Genomic DNA, 18,208 nt, shown 5'->3' with positions numbered 1-18,208 from the left:
TGCAATCCTCTGTATTAAGGGAAGAGTCACGTGCCAGCAGATGCTTAAGCGAACCGCCTTGCGGAATTTACGTAGTGGCGTATTGTATCTTACTTCACCCAACTCTAAATCTGATAAGTTTCACTCATGGTAAAGAACACGACATGGTTAGATAGGGTGGTGCGTACAACAGCCAAAATTTGGCAGGGTCGCCCTGTGGTTTCACCCGCAAGCGGGGGTGTCTAATGGTTGCGATCGCTATCATGAGGTGGCACAACAGCAGTGCCTGTGGCACAAGCCTTAGTCTAAACTCCATAAAGAATGTGAGGAGCGAGCAAATGGAATTGCGTCAAGATGCCTTGGAGATTCTCAAACAAACCAGTCGAACTTTTTACATCCCCATCAGTGGTTTGCCCCAGGGACTGCAAGAAGCCGTAGCATCGGCTTACCTGTGTATGCGTGCGATTGATGAAATTGAGGATCATCCACTGCTAGATAACTCCGTCAAAGCAAAGCTGTTGCGAACAATTAGTCTGAAATTGCAAGCAGCCGTCGATCGCAGCAGTCTGGAAGACTTATCCCCTGCTTTGAAGAACCACCCAAGTCCGCTACCGGAAGTCACTTGGAGGATAGGAGAATGGGCAGTCCTTGCCCCCGCAACCATTGCTCCTCGGATTTGGGATGCCACCGCTGCAATGGCAGATCGGATGGCTTATTGGTCTGAAACCAACTGGAAAATTCACACCGAAGCCGATCTAGATCGTTACACGTTTGGGGTAGCGGGTGCGGTGGGATTGTTATTGTCTGACTTGTGGGCTTGGTACGATGGAACGCAAACCAACCGCACCCACGCCATCGGCTTTGGTAGAGGCTTGCAAGCGGTTAACATTCTACGCAACCACATGGAAGATCGATCCAGGGGTGTAGACTTCTTTCCCGATGGCTGGAATAAAGACCAGATGTACGCCTACGCCCGCCGCAACCTCTTTCTTGCCGACGCCTACACCCAAGCTTTGCCCCTCGGTCCGGCTTTAGATTTTTGCAAAATTCCCCTGACTTTGGCTTACGCTACCCTCGACGCCCTGGCACACGGTGAAGAGAAACTCAGTCGCAGTGCGGTGATGGCTTTACTCGCCCAGGTGAGTGCCGGGAAGTAAGCTCGTAGCGACGCCAAAGCAGGGGACCAGGTGGGCAGAGGAGACAAGGGAAACAGGACTTACGCCAACAAACCCGGTTTCTAGGATCGTGGCGCGTCAGTCCTGGGAAAGCTATCCTATGCCCCCTAGCTGGGCTGTTGGTTTAATTGCGATTTCCTGGGGATCCGGATGGGCGATCGCATTCAATCAACTTGAAAAATATAATGCTTCAGCCAAACAACTCGCTTCACCCGGCAAATCTGGCTTTACAGTAACCTATGCCCCGATTTCCCAGAGCCAAAAATATGCAGCAGGCGAAACGGTAAATTTGCGGCCAATTTTAGGTTTGACTCAAATAGGTTCAATTCGCGGGTTCTTCTCCAGGTTTTCTTTCCTGGCGCGCTCCTGGTAAGTCTTGTGCTAACCTGCCTTCCACTAAAAGTGTTACATATAAATAATACGCCTAACCCCAATCGATTCTGCCTTTTTTTTAAAAATCACTTCCGAAAACTAAATTTATGATTTCTTTAGCAAACGTTGTCATGCGAGACAAAATTTACGAAAGCGCTAATTCCTATGTCTATCGAGCTATAAAAAAACCCGATAACACCGCTGTAATTCTGAAGGTTCTCAAACAAGACTATCCCACCCCAGCCGAACTGGTGCGCTACAAGCAGGAATATGAAATCACTCGCTCCTTCAATATACCAGGAGTTATCAAGGCTTACGACTTACAAGAGTACCAAAGAACTCTAGTCATTATCCTGGAAGATTTTGGCGGAGAATCTTTACAGAAATTGATCGCCTCTCCCCCCTTACCACCCCCCCCTAGTCCCGACTACGAGTCGGGGGAAAAGCGGCTGGAATTTTGTTTTCTGGCAGGAGAACAAGGGGGGTTGGCAGGATCGCGCTTAGCCGAATTCTTGCGGCTCGCCATCAAAATTACCGACATTTTGGGTCTGATTCACGCGGCTAATATTATTCACAAAGATATTAACCCAGGTAATATAGTTTTAAACCCAAAAACTGGGGAAGTTAAAATTATCGACTTTGGCATTGCCACTCGATTAACCCGCACTAATCCCAGCTTGTCTCATCCTAATGTTTTAGAAGGCACTTTAGCCTATATGTCCCCGGAACAAACGGGAAGGATGAACCGTTTTCTAGATTACCGCACCGACTTTTACTCCCTTGGGGTTACCTTCTACGAACTGCTCGCAGGAAAACTACCTTTTACTACCACAGATGTGCTGGAATTGGTGCATTGTCACATCGCCAAACAGCCAGTTCCTCCCCATATTTTAAAAGAGCAGGATGTGCCTAAACCAGTTTCAGATATTGTCATGAAACTGATGGCGAAAACTGCTGAGGAACGATATCAAACTGCTTGGGGAATCCGCGCCGATTTAGCAGAATGTCTCAGACAGTTAGAAACCACGGGTATTATTGAAGAATTCCCGATAGGTTCTCAAGATATTTCAGATAAATTTCAAATTACCCAAAAACTTTATGGGAGGGAGAAAGAAGTTGCAACTTTACTAGCTGCCTTTGAAAGAGTCGCAGGAGAATCGGTCGAAAAAACTTCGTCTCCTCCCTATTTGCGAAACGAAATGATGCTAGTAGCGGGTTATTCTGGGATTGGAAAATCAGCACTTGTCGCCGAACTTTATAAACCTATAACTAAACAAAAAGGCTATTTCATTTCCGGAAAGTTCGACCAATTTAAGCGGAATATACCCTATTCTGCTGTTGTTAATGCCTTTGCTGGATTGGTGCGGCAACTGTTAACCGAAAGTCAAGAGCAGTTAAACCAATGGCGAGGCAAAATATTATCGGCTTTAGGTGCTAATGGTCAGATAATTATTGATGTGATTCCCGAAGTAGAATTGATTGTGGGAAAACAACCCACCTTACCCGAATTGGGGCCAACAGAAGCGCAAAATCGCTTTAATTTGGTGTGGCAAAAATTTATTGGGGTATTTTGCGCTCCCGAACATCCATTAGTTATCTTTCTCGATGATTTACAGTGGGCAGACCTCGCCACGCTTAAATTAATTCAACTAATAATGACCGAGGCAAAGACCCCATATTTGTTTACGATTGGGGCATATCGGGATAACGAAGTTAACTCCACCCATCCCTTGATGATAACGCTTGATGATTTACGCAAAAGAGGCGCAATTATCAATCAAATTACCTTAGCTTCTTTACCACTCGATTGCGTCAGCCAGCTAATTGCCGAGACGCTGCATAGTTCCGTTAAAAATGTTAAACCTTTGGCCAAATTAGTTTGGCGAAAAACGGGGGGCAATCCTTTTTTTATTAATGAATTTTTAAAAGCTATTTATGCCGAAAACCTGATGGCCTTTAACCCAAATGTTTCTCAGGAAAGATGGAAGTGGGATTTAGAGCGGATTGAGGCGATGGGGTTCACGGATAATGTAGTGGAATTGATGATAAGCAAATTGAAAAAACTGCCTGTTTCTACTCAAAAATTGTTACGTATTGCCGCTTGTATAGGAGAAACATTTGACTTAAATACCCTGTCAATAATTAGTAAAAAATCTTTAAACTCCATCGATAAAATTATTCTATATGCCGTTCAATTAGGGGTAATATTGCCGACGTCAGAACTGGACGATCAACTTTTAATTCAAAGCTACAAATTTGGGCATGACCGAATCCAACAAGCTGCTTATGCTTTAATTGCCGAAGCGGATAAAAAAGCAATGCAATTACAAATCGGTCGATTGCTATGGCAGAATAGCTCAACCGAACGGCTATCAGAAGAGATATTTAATATTGTCGATCATCTCAATCTTGGCATTGAACTTGTAACCAATCGATCGGAACGAAATGAAATAGCCAGATTGAACTTGATAGCGGGGAAAAAAGCCAAAGCAGCAACCGCTTATGATTCAGCCGTCAGGTATTTGAATTTGGGGCGGGAAATGGCAGAAAATAGCTGGGAAACCGAGTATGAATTGACGCTAAATCTCTATGTTGAAGCCGTTGAAGCCGAGTACTTAAATACCAATTACAACCAAGCCGAAACTCTATCCAATGTTGTGCTGAAGCAAGCAAAAACGGTACTAGACAAAGTCAAAGTTTATGGAACGCGAATCCTGTTTTATAGCGCTCAAAACCAATTGCAAACTGCTATAGAAACAGGGTTAGAAGTGCTAGAAATTCTAGGAGTGTCCCTGTGCTTGTCGCAACCTCAAACCCTGTCGGTGGAGGAACTCTACAACCTGCCAGAGATGACCGATCCCTATAAGCAGGAAGCTATGCGGATCTTAATGATGCTATTCGCTCCTGCTTATTCTACCAATCCAGCACTGTTGCTACAAATTTCATTCACAATGGTCGATCTATGTATCAAATATGGCAATTCGCCCCTGGCTGCTTACGCTTATGCTTTGTATGGCTTACTTTTATGTGGGGTACTCGAAGATATCGAGTTGGGTTATCAATTTGGCAAACTTTCTTTAAGGATATTAGATAAATTTGATGCCAAAGAAATAAAATGTCGCGTTTATAACAAATTTAACTCTTTCATTATCCACTGGAAAGAGGCTGCCAGAAAATCATTAGAACCTTTGCGCGAAACCGTTCAAATCTGTTTAGAAACTGGAGACATAGAATTTGCTTGTTATGCTTCACTTAACTATTGCATCAACCTTTCATTGGTAGGAGAACCTTTGGAATATGTTGATAATCAAAACAGGCAATCTTGTAGCTTTATGCAAAATCTCAAACAGGATTTGCCTCTGCATGTCAACCAGCTATGGAATGAATTTGTTGGTGATTTTATCAAGAAAAAACCAGATAACAACCTGGGTGTAACTGAAAAAAAACTGACCAGGATGGTAGAGAATAATACAATTAGTTTGATCTATACTTTTTATCTGTTAAAAACTATCCTCAGTTATTTTTTTAAAGATGCTGCTCAAGCTGTGGCGCTCGCATCTGAAGCCGAAAAATACCAAGCTGGTTTGTCCGGGTTGTTGCCGATTACCCAAATGCCTTTCTACTCTTCTCTGGCTCTCCTTTCCCATTATCCCAATGCCTCAAGCAACGAGAAAATAGAAGAGCTCCAAAAAGTAGATGCTAACCAGGAAAAACTGAAAAAATGGGCGGAACATGCCCCGATGAATTTTCAGCATAAATATGATTTAGTAGCAGCAGAAAAGGCCAGAGTTTTAGGGGAAAATTGGTCAGCAGCGTCACTTTACGAACGCGCGATTCAAGGCGCTAAAGAAAACGGATATCTTCACGAAGAGGCATTAGCTTATGAGTTAGCGGCAGAATTTTATTTGGCGCGGGGAATGGAGAAGATTGCCCAAACTTATATGACTGAAGCTCGCTATGGATACGTTCGCTGGCAAGCAACGAGTAAGGTAAAAGATTTAGAGGAACGCTATCCACAGTTTTTGGCTCAAAAGTCGCTAAGCAGTACCCAGATTGCTACAACGACTTCAAACAGTAGCACGACTGCATCGAGTGCTTTAGATTTGAACAGCGTCCTCAAAGCTTCCCAAGCGCTTTCGGGTGAAATTGTCCTGGGGAACTTGTTAGGCAAGATGATGAAAATTGCGATGGAAAATGCGGGAGCGCAAACAGGTTATTTGATTCTGCAACAGCGGGGAGAATCTGGGAACGAGAACCCACAATGGACGATTGAGGCATCGGGAACGATTGAATCCGAGCAATTCCAGGTTTTACAATCGATCCCGATGGGGGACGCGATACTTTCTACTGCAATAGTTAACTATGTAATCCGCACCCAAAAGAGCCTGGTTTTAGATGATGCGGCGAAGATAGATGATTTTGCGGAAGACCCCTACATAGTCAAACAGCAACCTAAATCTATTTTATGTACGCCGCTGTTAAATCAAGGCCAGTTGGTGGGTATTCTTTATTTAGAAAACAATCTGACGACTGGGGCATTTACGCCCCAGCGACTAGAAGTGTTGAATCTGCTATCTTCCCAAGCGGCTATTTCAATTCAAAATGCTAAACTTTATGCCCAGTTGCGCCAAAGCGAGAGCAAGTTGATGCAATTTTTAGAAGCTGTACCCGTTGGGATAGCTGTATTTTCTCCCAATGGTCAAATCTCTTACATGAATCAGACGGGACAGCAGATACTCGGTCAAGGTGCTAGACCTGAAGCTGCACCGGAAGAATTAGGGTTAACTTATCAACTCTATATTGCCGGAACCGATCAAATATACCCCACCGAACAAATGCCAGCAATGCTGGCTCTCAAGGGTGAAACTGTAAGGATTGATAATATGGAGTTTCATGGCGATGGAAAGATTATACCCTTGGAGGTGATATCTACACCAGTTTTCGATGAAAAAGGAAATATTATATATTCGATCAATGCCTTTGCTGACATCACCGAACGCAAACAGGCAGAGAAACTATTAGCAGATTACAATCGAATTTTACAGCAGCAGGTGCAAGAGCGGACTTTGGAATTACAGCGGGAAATTGAGGAGCGAAAACGAGCGGAGAAAGCGGCTTTGGCAGCAAGCGAAGCTAAAAGTACTTTTTTGGCGAATATGAGCCACGAATTGCGTAGTCCGCTCAACGCCATTCTCGGTTTTGCCCAGTTGATCAGTTGCGATGGCAACATCACCCCAGAACACCAAGATAACCTCGGCATCATTACTCGCAGTGGGGAACACTTGCTCGCTCTGATCAATCAAGTGTTAGATTTAGCCAAAATTGAAGCCGGACGTACAACGCTTAACGAAGTGAACTTCGACTTGCACCGCCTGTTATTAGACTTGGAAAATATGTTCCAGCTCAAGGCTCAGGAAAAAGAATTGCAGTTGGTGTTTAATAAAACTCTAGACGTTCCCCAACACATCCGCACCGATGAGGTAAAGTTGCGCCAAGTCTTGATTAACCTGCTTTCTAACGCGATTAAGTTTACCTCATCAGGCGGTGTATCGGTGCGGGTAGGGTTGGTAATACCGAATGAGTCATCCCCCTTAATCCCCCCTACCAGGGGGGAAGACAAGGAAAACAGTACCAATTACCAATTACCCATTACCAATTACCGATTGCGCTTTGAAGTTGAAGATACTGGTTGCGGGATTGCGCCAGAGGAATTAGAAACATTATTTGAAGCGTTTGTACAAACGAAAGCAGGCAAAGAATCTCAGGAAGGGACGGGTTTGGGGTTGACAATTAGCCGCAAATTTGTAGAGATGATGGGGGGTGAAATGACGGTTAGCTCGCAAGTGGGGAAGGGGAGTATTTTTAAGTTCGAGATTGAGGCAATAGCCATTGCTCCCGCCTCGATGGAAAGCTTGCCATCCATCCGCCGCGCGATCGGATTAGCACCCAACCAAGGAGAATATCGCATCCTGATCGTGGATGATAACCGGGATAACCGCCAACTGCTGTTATTGATGCTTTCCCGCTTTGGTTTTGAACTGCAACAAGCTAGCAACGGCGTTGAGGCGATGGAAATTTGGCAAGCTTTTGAGCCGCAGTTAATCTTTATGGATATGCGGATGCCGATTATGGATGGTATGGAGGCGACTAAACGAATTAAAGCCACCGCCAAAGGTCAGGAGACGGCGATCGTTGCCTTGACTGCTAGTAGCTTAGAAGAAGAGCGAGCCGCGATCCTGGCTGCGGGTTGCGATGATTTTATCCGCAAACCGTTCCTAACGACAGAGATTTTGGATGCCCTACACAAACATATCGGGGTGCAATACCTTTACGATCAACCTGCTGCCCCAATTGGCTCAACTGCAACCTCATCAGATATCTTGAGTAGATCTGCGATCGCTGCGTTGCCTGCCGATTTGATTGCTGACTTTCGCCAAGCCATAATCGATCTAGATGTGGAGATAATACAGACCTATATCGATCGCATCCAAAAGCACGATCGATCCCTCGCCGATGCTTTAGCTGCTTTGGCTAAGAACTTTGAGTTTGAGCAGATCTTAGCTTTAATCAACCCGGAAACATAACAAATATGAGTCAGGATAAACTCACTTCATTTAAAGGCAATATTTTAGTGGTGGATGATGTCACCGCCAATTTGAATCTATTGAGCGAGCTTTTATCTTCTGCCGGTTATAAAGTGCGCCCAGCCCCCAGCGGCAAACTAGCAATTCAGTCGGCTCAATCAACGCCACCCGACTTAATTTTGCTGGATATTTTGATGCCAGAAATGGATGGCTATGAAGTTTGCGCCAAGCTAAAAGCTTCATCAAAAACCAAAGATGTCCCCGTTATCTTTGTCAGCGCTTTGCACGAAGTCTTTGATAAGGTGAAAGCTTTTGCAACTGGCGGCGTAGACTATATTACTAAACCGTTTCAAGCTGATGAGGTGATAGCGCGGGTCGAAACTCAACTGCGAATTAGTCGCTTGGCGAGACAATTAGCCGAGCAAAATATCCGGCTGCAAGCTGAAATTGAAGAGCGCCAGCGAGTTGATGCCGAGATGCAATCGGCGAGAGCTTTCGTTGACTCGATCGTGGAAAATATCCCGAACATGATTTTTGTTAAAGATGCAGATCATTTGAGGTTTGTCAGCTTTAACAAAGCTGGTGAAGAGCTATTGGGTTATTCTCGCGAAGAGTTAATTGGTAAAAATGATTATGATTTTTTCCCACCCGAAGAAGCTGATTTTTTCGTCGCTAAAGACCGGGAAGTGTTGGCGAGTGGAGAAGTTTTAGATATTCCAGAAGAACCGCTGCAAACTAAAAATAAAGGGATCAGAATCCTGCATACAAAAAAAATAGGAATCAGGGACGCAACTGGAAAACCGCAGTATTTGTTGGGGATTTCTGAAGATATTACCGAGCGCAAAATTGCCGAAGAAAAACTCCGCACTTCCGAAGCGAATTTGGCAGCTGCTCAAAGAATTGCCCATATGGGTAATTGGGAATATAACTTTGTTACCCAAAAGTTTACTTGGTCGGAGGAACTTTTCCGCATTTTTGGTTTAGATCCCAGCGGATATGAGCCAACTTACGCCGAACTTTTAGAAAAAATTTATCCCGATGACCGAGAGATGTTTGAATGGCACGTACAACGAGCGATCGCATCGGGCATTCCCTACGACATCGATTTTCGGTTTTTTCTTCCCTCCGGTGAAATCCGCTACTTGGGAACAAGGGGAGAAGGTATTGTAAACGAAGAGGGAGAAGTTGTCAAGTTATTTGGCACGGCGATAGATATAAGCGATCGCAAACAGGTAGAAGAAGCACTCCAACTAGCCAAAGAAGCCGCCGAAGTTGCCAATCACGCCAAAAGCGAATTCCTGGCAAATATGAGCCACGAATTGAGAACGCCGCTCAATGCCATTTTAGGCTTTGCCCAAGTGATGCAGCGCAATTCTTCCCTATCCACCCAAGACCGGGAATATCTCAATATTATTATGAATTCTGGCGAACATTTGCTGGGATTAATCAACGATATTTTAGATATGTCCAAAATCGAAGCGGGCAAAATTAAATTCATCGAAACCAGCTTCGACCTGCATCGCCTGCTTGCGAGTATGGAAGAAATGTTCTGCATCCGCGCCTCATCCAAAGGCTTGCAACTCCTAATTGAATGCTGCGAAGAACTTCCTCAATACGTGCAAACCGACGAGGCAAAATTACGTCAAGTTTTAATTAATTTGCTAGATAATGCCATTAAATTTACCGAATCGGGTAAAGTGACATTGCGAATCAAAGCCGAGTTGGTGCAACAGAAACAATTACCCATAACCGATTATCAATTATTCTTTGAAATAGCAGACACAGGCCCCGGTATTCACCCAGAAGAAATAGAAATTTTGTTCCTCCCCTTTATCCAAAGCACAAGCAATCGAAGATATAACGAAGGCACTGGTTTAGGTTTACCCATCAGTCGCAAATTCGTCCAACTGATGGGGGGAGGACTCACAGTGGACAGTCAACTGGGTAAAGGTTCTACTTTTAAATTTGATATTCCGGTGCAGCTGGCTGAATCGACTGACATTAAGATTGAACAACCAATCGGACGGATAATTGAATTAGCACCAAACCAAAGAAAATATCGCATTCTGGTCGTAGAAGATAATTTAACCAATCGGCTTTTGCTGATAAAATTATTGACATCAGTAGGCTTTCAAGTAGCAGAAGCTGTTAACGGTCAAGCAGCAGTTGACGTATGGAAGAGTTGGCAACCCCATCTAATTTTGATGGATATCCGGATGCCGGTGATGGATGGTTTTGAGGCAACAAAATTGATTAAGCAAGCACCAAACGGCAAGGAAACTGTGATTATTGCCTTAACCGCCAGCGTGTTTGAGGCGCAGCGAGAAGCTATTCTAAAAGCAGGCTGTGATGATTTTATTAGTAAACCGTTCCAAGAAAACCTATTGTTTGAAAAAATTGCCGCTCATTTGGGGGTGTTATATACTTATCAAGCGCAAGCGCAACCAACTTCCCCAGGGGGAGAAAGCATTGATCAACTCACCCCTGAAGCTTTAACTGTCATGCCAAAAGAATGGCTCGCTCAGCTCAACGAAGCCGCCCAAACCTGTCAAGATGAAATGATTCTCGCACTAATCGATCAAATCCCCAAATCCCAGGAAGCTTTAAAGCTAGCTTTAATCGATTTAGTAGATAACTTTCGCCTTGACATTATCTTCGAGCTAACTCAAGCAGCGACTCAAGCAGTCGTATGAGTGAGTCAATTGGTAATTGGTAATTGCTAATTGCTAATTGCTAATTGCCCCTACACGCGGTTTCTGGCCTCTTAGTGCTTAAGTCCTGTATATGTAGGGCGATCTCTTCGCGCAGAGTACGGCACCATAATATCATGTCCAATAGCAACGGTTGTGTAACTGCTAATAGCTAATCGCTAATGGCTAAATAAAAAAGAAACAGTCAATAATTACTGAGCAGATTGCAAGTATGTGTAGGGTGCGTTAGCCCGCAGAGTACGGCACCATAATCGCACCATAATATCATGTCCTTAGGTATCGGTTGTATATAGTCGATTGTGCGAAAAGCTGTTTTTTTCCCTCCCACCTGCCCACCTGCTCACCCTAAACCTAACGCTACCTTTCGCCAGCGGACATGATATCAGCGGATGGGGTTGGGGGAGGTATTTAAAATAGTAAAGGGATCGAGTTGGCGAGCGCTCCACTTTCTTTGAGATAATTCGGCAATCAAAGGTCGGACAACAAACTTAGGCGGACACCCGTCAAACATGTCTATTCGCAAACAAGAATAAGGGCGTCGCTTTTGCAATCCTTGACCGCTGCGTCCGACAAAAAGTAAAGAATCCGCTACTTTAAGACTGCGCTGTTCCTCCCCTTCTCTAAAAGTTTCCATCAATTGAGGCCCTTCTGTCCGCTGACGGCGCAAACTGTGACCGCTACCCCCGCAAACAATCCAGTTTAAATGAGAATCGGCATATCCGGTATTCCCGGTGCGAAGATATTCCAAACAGTGGGCGTGACCGCTCAATAATAAATCTACAATTGGACGATCTTGGGCAAGATTTCCCACCTCTTTCGCTACTCCATCCAACACCCAACGAATGCGATGACGCACCGCTAGGGTTTGTGCTTGATGCCACTTTGTTGCTTCAGTTACGTAGGGGGGATGGTGAAAATAAACCACGCGCCCGCGCACTTCTTTTGTATGCCAAGATTCGATTAGCCTTCGCCGCAACCATTCCAATTGTTCAAAATCCGTGGTAGTTTGGTCATCGGCTACCAATTGTTTCTCAATATCAATCGTAACTTCATCAATTTGCTCTAATTTCGCGCGCAAATCGTCGAGTTGTTCGGCATCTTCGGGGGAGTCGGGATTAAGCTGGGCAGATGCTTCGAGGATTTCCAATTTTTCCCGTTCCAAGTCATCTTTGAGTTGGTTTAACTCGCGGCGGTAGCGTTCCCCTTCTTTAGTATTGGGTAGGGGTGCGGGTGCGTTAAACGTATTCGAGTCGAGGGCAAAAAAATCGATGCCGCCATAACGAAACGTGTAATAGCGGTTAGGTAGCCGAGTAAAGCGTCCGGGTTGATAAACTAGACAGCGTCCCGTGTCGGTACTAGCCGTGTAATGACTATCTAAATGACGGCTTAATTCCCCTTCATTATTGAACGCCAGCAGGTAATCAAGAAATGCCTTAGAATAGGCTCTGCCTTGAAACGAACCGTGCCAACCAACATCCAAATCGATTGTAGAGCGCAACAGGCGGCGCAAAGGCCAAGTTGCTTGTGCTAGGACACCATACAAGATGGGCAAATCGTAATAATCGTGATTGCCGGGGACGGGGAGAAAGGGTAACTTGAAGATCATGCGATCGCTATCAATCAGTTTCGGTTCTTCCCCACCGACCAAAAACTCCTGGTAAGGCTGAATAAAATTTTGCAGGTAATACTCGCTAGAACCCACTAGATAAATCACATCCCCCGTGTGGAGGACAAAACGGCAACCCCCGCCGTGTTGCAACATCAGTTGGGCAACTCGTCGCTGGGGGTTATCTCCCCCGTGGGCGCCGGACCCACTATCGCCTATAACTAAAAAGGAAAATTCTGGATCGTCCGCCGCGCCATCTTGTATTACCATACGGGTTTGATCGATACCCCGTTTGACCAAACTCGGTTCTTGCCAGCGCACTCGCTCCTTCATTTTGCGGATTTTAACATCGATTGGCGGATCGGACACAAATTCCATACTCGCGGTTTCCCTTCACACTGCGGATCTTTCCTTGCAATGTCGATTGTACCTATTTGTACCAGGGATTCTGCATCTGCCTTTGTGTCGGGGTTGTTGGCAAAAGTTATAACTTGGAGGTTGTAGATCGCAGCCGTTATAGTTTTAGGTTGGGCCCCTGGTCCGAAACCCAACTTGTGAGGTTGTATGCCAGTACCTAACGCACCTAAATTTAACTGCATAAACACGAGCATTTCTAAATGAATTCAGACACAATCAACAGCATCCTGTCCCTAGCTGAAGAAAGCGACATCTTGCGCTTCGGCGACATACATGGAACCCAAGAATTTACCCTGGCGATCGCATCACTTCTGGATGATTTTTATCGGTTGAACTATCGCGCGATTGTTCTTGAAATCAGCATTTCGCAACAATAAATGCTGCACCGTTGGGCAACTGGAGAAACCAACGATATCCCAGACTTCTTTACTCATCCCTCTTTAGATGGTAGGGGCAATCAACAAGTTCTCAGCTTTGCCCAGAATGCAATTATGGCTGGCTGGCAGATAATTTGCTTTGATATATCTAGCTCGACTGAGGTGATGAATTGAAGCGAGCGCGATTTGGGTATGGCTGAGAACTTGCTCGCACAATGGCATCAGCTTTTTCCAAATAATAAAGTAGTTTGCATCTGTGGCAATCTTCACTCTCGACTCGCACCTTTACCTGAAGATTGCGCCGATTTATGGCCTTCATTTGCGGCTCACATTCAAAGACTCCGAACCGACGTTAAAGTTAAGAGCATTAATATAATTTTCCACGACGGCGCTTTTTTTAACATGGAAGTCCGCAACTTCGTTAGCAAACCCATCCAGGAGCCTTACTTTTCTGAGGATAAAAAACTAGGACATACAGCCGCATTACACTTGCCCTATGCAACACCAGCTACGTTTCTATCGCCCCCCAGCTAGCATAACAGTTGTAGGTGAGGTTGAGAAACGAAACCGTAGGGGCACGGCATCAGTAAGCTTTGTCGCCAGCGCAAAGTTCTTCGGTTGCCGTGCCCCTACGAATGATTCAGATACAACCGGATTCGATATGATACCCCAGCGATCGCCATCTTAAACAAACCAAACAAAATCCTGCTGTCCCAGCAAACTAACCTGAACTCCCGATAAAACTGCCAGAATTTCGCTGCTATTTTTTACCCCAATCAAAGCACTACCGTTGCCATCGGTAAAATCGAGAATTACATCTGCACCTTGACCCCTTGCCAAAGCAAAGAAGTCCCGTCCTTCCCCGCCTCGCAACTGATCTTGACCGAGATCCCCGAACAACCAATCATTTCCAGTACCGCCGGTAATGATGTCATGATCTTTACCGCCGTATAGGGTATCGTCGCCTTCATCGCCGTTGAGATTGTCTCGCCCTTCGTTGCCGAATAACAAGTCATGCGCTTTGCCGCCGCACAGCCAATCTGGTTCGCCATTATCGACGATGGGGATGCTGCCGTTACCGCCGGACATCGTATCGTTGCCATCGCCACCGCACAAACTATCGTTCCCCTGATCGCCATACAGCACATCATCCGCCGCATCCCCAAACGCGATGTCATCATTTTGACCGCCGCGTAGCGTATCTTTACCGTCATCGCCGACGAGAGTATCGTTACCTTGATTGCCGAAAAGCAGATCGTTGTCCGTCCCGCCAAACAACAAGTCCCTTCCGTTATTTAAGCTGATGGTGAAGCTGCCGTTGGTGGGGCCACTTTCGTTGGGGTTGGTGCCTGGGGTGATGATGACGGGGAGTGTAGCCGTTCCCTGTTTGGTGACGAAGATGCTGCCTTCATGGGAAGTCAGGGTCGTACTACCGAAAGTGGCACTGCCATTGAAACAGCCTGTAGTGTAGACGTTGCCGCTATTGTTGGTGGCGATGCTATAGCCGTAGTCGTTATTACTGCTGCCGCAACTTTTCGCCCAGGCGACGCTACCATCGCTATTGAGTTTGGTGACGAAGATGTCATCGCCTCTAGCAGTCAGGGTCGTACTACCGAAAGTGGCACTGCTCAAGAAATAGCCTGTAGTGTAGACGTTGCTGCTACAGGCATTGCTGAAATCTGATGAGAAATTTTACTTAAACTTGATCATTTCTTAGCATTAGGAATAAATTTAACAGAGATCTCTCAGCTAAAGCGTGAAATTTGCGATCGCTTGAGGAATATTTGCATAAATGTACTGAGATTTGTTGGCAGACTGAATGAATATACGTAGGGTTGAACCATGCGATCGCCCTAGGAGAAGGTGCGATCGCTAGCATCAGTATTTTTGAGGCAAAAAGCTTTGATCGCCTAGATACTAGATCTAGGTGCGTTACGGCTAGCGCCTAACGCACCCTACATCTACATCTATACCCCATCAATCCAAGTACCGTGGAACCCGTAAGGCACTCGTTGAGGCATCTTAATTCTGGCGACGGGTTCAGCAGCAATATCTTTGCCACTAACTACTACTAATTGGGAAGATTCTTTCTCCTCATCGTAAACAAAGGTTATCAACCAACCATCATCTTCATCTGTCGCTCCTTTTCGCGGTGCAAATACAGCTTCACCCCCGTAACGTCCCCGCCCAAATTCATGAGTTTGGGAGTTACCTTTAACAAAGTCGTACTTAATTAAACCATCAAACAATGGCATCGAACTTTTTGCCATCCTTCCTGTATAGCCGTATCGCGTCGTCCGACCCAAATATTGCTCGTTTACGCGGGGAAATTCCCCAGGAATGTCATCTAAAGATGCTTCCACGACTGCCCCCGTTCTGAGATTGAACCGCCACCGATGCAATAAGGGAATATCGCTAGTGCTGTCTTCGACTGCTGCGGTAGCACCTAGTATGGAAGTGCCTTGCATCCGACAAGCGATCAGGACAATTTCATCCCCATCTTCATAGGCATTTAAGGTATGAAAAACATAACAGGCGGGTGCTTCAAACCAGCGGATGCTGCTGTTATCTCCCAAACGCGGCAGGATGCCAAAGCGACTGGGAGTATCTTTTTCAAACATAAAAGCGGGTTCGCCCCGTTGCATCCTTTCCCTTCGGAAGGTGAGGGGTAAATCCATAAAAATCGTGTAGTTTTCGGTGATGGCAAAATCGTGCATCATCACCCCGACTGGTAAATCAATCGGCACCGTTTGCAACAGCTTACCTTCTGGGGAAACAACGCTATATTGCAGGTAAGGTGGCTGTGGTAAAGAGTAGCCAAAAAACATCATTTCCCCAGTGACTGGATCGACTTTAGGATGGGCGGTAAAGGGCGATTTTAAATTACCTCCGTAGGTGTACGATCCGACAGTTTCTAAACTGGGTACTTCGATGCTGTGAGGTTCGCCGCCTTCCCAAAGTGCCAGCAAGCGATTATCGTGCCAAACTAAGGCTGTATGGGCGACATTTTTATAAGGACCATAAGGATTATCCATCTGTGCAGGTTCTAGGAGTCCCGTCCAGATAGCATGACCTGCATCGCGTTCGATTTTCCATCCTGGCGTTTGGATGTAACGGTTGCGATAGGTTGCTTTACCGTTACCAATCTGAACGCCGTGCAACATACCATCTCCATCAAACCAGTGATACCTACCTTTGGGGGGAAACTGGGGATTAGGACCATTACGCACGAACGTACCGTTGAGTTCGGCGGGTAGTGTGCCAATTACTTGCAGGTCATCTGCGGTAATTTCCGATTGTACGGGGGCAAAGTTGCCTTCTAGATAGGGATTGCTTAGTACTGCGGTCATGAAGATCGTTTTGTGGATGAAGAAATTGCACTATAGACTAGCGTAACTAAACCAATTGCGTTCGCTCTCAACATCAAGTCAGTCGTTACCCCAGACTCAGAAATTCTCGTTTTAAACCAAAACGTTCTCATCGGAAACTGAAACTTCCGAGCTTAAAGCAACAACGTTGTTGTTTTACTCACGAAGTTTCGAGCTTAAAGCAACAACGTTATTGCTTGACTCACGAAGTTTCGAGCTTAAAGCAACAACATTGTTGCTTGACTCACGAACTTCCGAGCTTAAAGCAACAACATTGTTGTTTAATGCACGAAATTTCCAGCTTAAAGCAACAACATTGTTGTTTTACTCAAAAAATAAACTTTGTCAGGGTAGGTCGGTTGTGTTGATATCATAGAGCCATCCTTTCCAGGTGGCGGGATATTGGAGGTAATGCGATCGCGCTGAGTTTTCCAGGCTGTGGAGCGATCGCAAATCCTACTACTTTGGCTTTGGCGAAGTGGAGTTTGAGGGTAATAGGATAGGATGCGATCGCCCGTTTCTTTACGCCAGTCCCGATCTTATCGTCCCGAACTCCGAGTCGATGAATCGGTAGTTCCTGGTTTCCGGTAGCGAACTAGGATAGTCATCACCTGATCCGAATTGGGTACTGGCGTCACCGGACTCCATTCATCGACTTCTGCAAATCCCATTGTGTAAAACTTGCGGATTTCTGCCATCACGCCTTCGCGAGTACCAACGATCAAAAACTCGATGCGTTCTCGTTGGGGTTCACCGGCGTCAGAATTTGGACGCACAGATCCGGTAGAGTCTGACAAAAACTCTTCTGCCATGATATTTTCTCCTATTTTTTGGATTGGAAACCAAAAAATCTAGCCACCCCGCAGGCAGCGCAAAGCAGGGTGGCTACAGAGAAATGTTAAAATTCTCCATTAGCCTCCACACTGCTCGTCACAGTTTGGGGGTCAAGCTGTCCTTTGCCGCTTGCTACGGCATTGGGCAGCGATACTAGATTTTGGGTGGACAAGGGTTGCTGTCGTTGAACTGGAGCAACCTTAAACAGAGACAATAGCCCGATTGGGGACAACTGTCAAGATCCCCGTGGCGTTACGTTACCAAACTTTATTGAGTTTAGATTTTAGATTTTAGATGGAGTGGATTCTGGTAATGGGTAATTGTCACGAGTAAACTGTCAATTACCAATTACCAATTACCAAAACCTTAATGCAGCGAATTCCTATTATCTGTCAAGGCGATTTGCTCAAACAAAGTCGCTCTTTTGTGCTGCAAAACGCCTATCATATCATTTCCGGTCGATTACCCATAATCAGAAGCTGGGACACGGCATGATTAACGTTATCTGTTTGTCCGAGATATCTATGATGCCGTGTCCCTACGCAACCTAGGGGTGAGGTTTTTTTATTATGGGCAATTCAACGGACATGATATCATTCTCCAGGTAAAATCCACCTCTCTCGATTTGGTTAGCAATGACATAATTTGCTCAAACAAGGTCGCTCTTTTGTGCTGCAAAACGCCTATCATATCATTTCCGGTCGATTACCCATAATCAGAAGCTGGGACACGGCATGATTAACGTTATCTGTTTGTCCGAGATATCTATGATGCCGTGTCCCTAC

The 18,208-nt window shown here is 45.4% G+C and carries 12 protein-coding genes; 8 read left to right on the top strand and 4 right to left on the bottom strand.

Annotated features, from left to right (window positions below):
• The first annotated feature begins 317 nt into the window (after positions 1 to 317).
• The 4 genes from MiSe_RS17490 (at position 318) to MiSe_RS17475 (ending at position 10,803) form a co-directional block, all read left to right on the top strand.
• A complete protein-coding gene (locus MiSe_RS17490) occupies positions 318 to 1,136 on the top strand; it encodes a squalene/phytoene synthase family protein (protein WP_226582647.1) in 819 nt (272 codons plus the stop codon).
• A gap of 118 nt (positions 1,137 to 1,254) precedes the next feature.
• The gene (locus tag MiSe_RS17485; protein WP_226582644.1) at positions 1,255 to 1,527 is read left to right on the top strand and encodes a hypothetical protein; all 273 of its coding nucleotides are present in this window, start codon (positions 1,255 to 1,257) and stop codon (positions 1,525 to 1,527) included.
• A 130-nt stretch (positions 1,528 to 1,657) separates the two neighbouring features.
• The gene (locus tag MiSe_RS17480; protein ID WP_226582641.1) at positions 1,658 to 8,110 is read left to right on the top strand and encodes an AAA family ATPase; all 6,453 of its coding nucleotides are present in this window, start codon (positions 1,658 to 1,660) and stop codon (positions 8,108 to 8,110) included.
• Positions 8,111 to 8,115: 5 nt separating this feature from the next.
• Positions 8,116 to 10,803, top strand: a complete 2,688-nt coding sequence (locus MiSe_RS17475) for a response regulator (RefSeq protein ID WP_226582638.1) — start codon at positions 8,116 to 8,118, stop codon at positions 10,801 to 10,803.
• Positions 10,804 to 11,203: 400 nt separating this feature from the next.
• Here the strand turns inward: MiSe_RS17475 and MiSe_RS17470 are convergent, their stop codons facing one another.
• A complete protein-coding gene (locus tag MiSe_RS17470; RefSeq protein WP_226582635.1) occupies positions 11,204 to 12,805 on the bottom strand; it encodes a metallophosphoesterase family protein in 1,602 nt (533 codons plus the stop codon).
• A 239-nt stretch (positions 12,806 to 13,044) separates the two neighbouring features.
• On the opposite strand from MiSe_RS17470, the gene MiSe_RS17465 reads away from it, so the two are divergent.
• Genes MiSe_RS17465 through MiSe_RS17455 form a run of 3 tightly spaced genes read left to right on the top strand, consistent with a single transcriptional unit; the run spans position 13,045 to position 13,755 of the window.
• Entirely contained in the window at positions 13,045 to 13,221 is a 177-nt protein-coding gene (locus MiSe_RS17465) for a hypothetical protein (protein WP_226582632.1), read from the top strand.
• A complete protein-coding gene (locus tag MiSe_RS17460) occupies positions 13,222 to 13,395 on the top strand; it encodes a hypothetical protein (RefSeq protein WP_226582629.1) in 174 nt (57 codons plus the stop codon).
• An 18-nt stretch (positions 13,396 to 13,413) separates the two neighbouring features.
• Positions 13,414 to 13,755 carry a hypothetical protein gene (locus tag MiSe_RS17455; protein ID WP_226582626.1) on the top strand — a complete coding sequence of 114 codons (342 nt, stop codon included), beginning with the start codon at positions 13,414 to 13,416 and terminating at the stop codon, positions 13,753 to 13,755.
• A 150-nt stretch (positions 13,756 to 13,905) separates the two neighbouring features.
• Here the strand turns inward: MiSe_RS17455 and MiSe_RS17450 are convergent, their stop codons facing one another.
• The 3 genes from MiSe_RS17450 to MiSe_RS17440 all read right to left on the bottom strand — a co-directional run bounded on the left by MiSe_RS17450 (position 13,906) and on the right by MiSe_RS17440 (position 17,401).
• Positions 13,906 to 14,853 (bottom strand): calcium-binding protein, encoded by a 948-nt coding sequence (locus tag MiSe_RS17450; RefSeq protein ID WP_226582623.1) that lies wholly within the window; start codon positions 14,851 to 14,853, stop codon positions 13,906 to 13,908.
• 335 nt (positions 14,854 to 15,188) lie between these two features.
• Entirely contained in the window at positions 15,189 to 16,571 is a 1,383-nt protein-coding gene (locus tag MiSe_RS17445; RefSeq protein WP_226582621.1) for a carotenoid oxygenase family protein, read from the bottom strand.
• 557 nt (positions 16,572 to 17,128) lie between these two features.
• The gene (locus tag MiSe_RS17440) at positions 17,129 to 17,401 is read right to left on the bottom strand and encodes a hypothetical protein (protein WP_226582618.1); all 273 of its coding nucleotides are present in this window, start codon (positions 17,399 to 17,401) and stop codon (positions 17,129 to 17,131) included.
• A gap of 391 nt (positions 17,402 to 17,792) precedes the next feature.
• Here MiSe_RS17440 and MiSe_RS51015 point away from each other — a divergent pair, with 391 nt between their 5' ends.
• Complete coding sequence (locus MiSe_RS51015; RefSeq protein WP_264196549.1) at positions 17,793 to 17,918, top strand: hypothetical protein; 126 nt, start codon at positions 17,793 to 17,795, stop codon at positions 17,916 to 17,918.
• Positions 17,919 to 18,208: the final 290 nt, after the last annotated feature.

This window comes from Microseira wollei NIES-4236 (assembly GCF_020521235.1).
Taxonomy (GTDB): Bacteria; Cyanobacteriota; Cyanobacteriia; order Cyanobacteriales; family Aerosakkonemataceae; genus Microseira; species Microseira wollei.
Note: the sequence above shows the minus strand (reverse complement) of the source record. Positions and strands in the feature narration are given on the sequence as shown.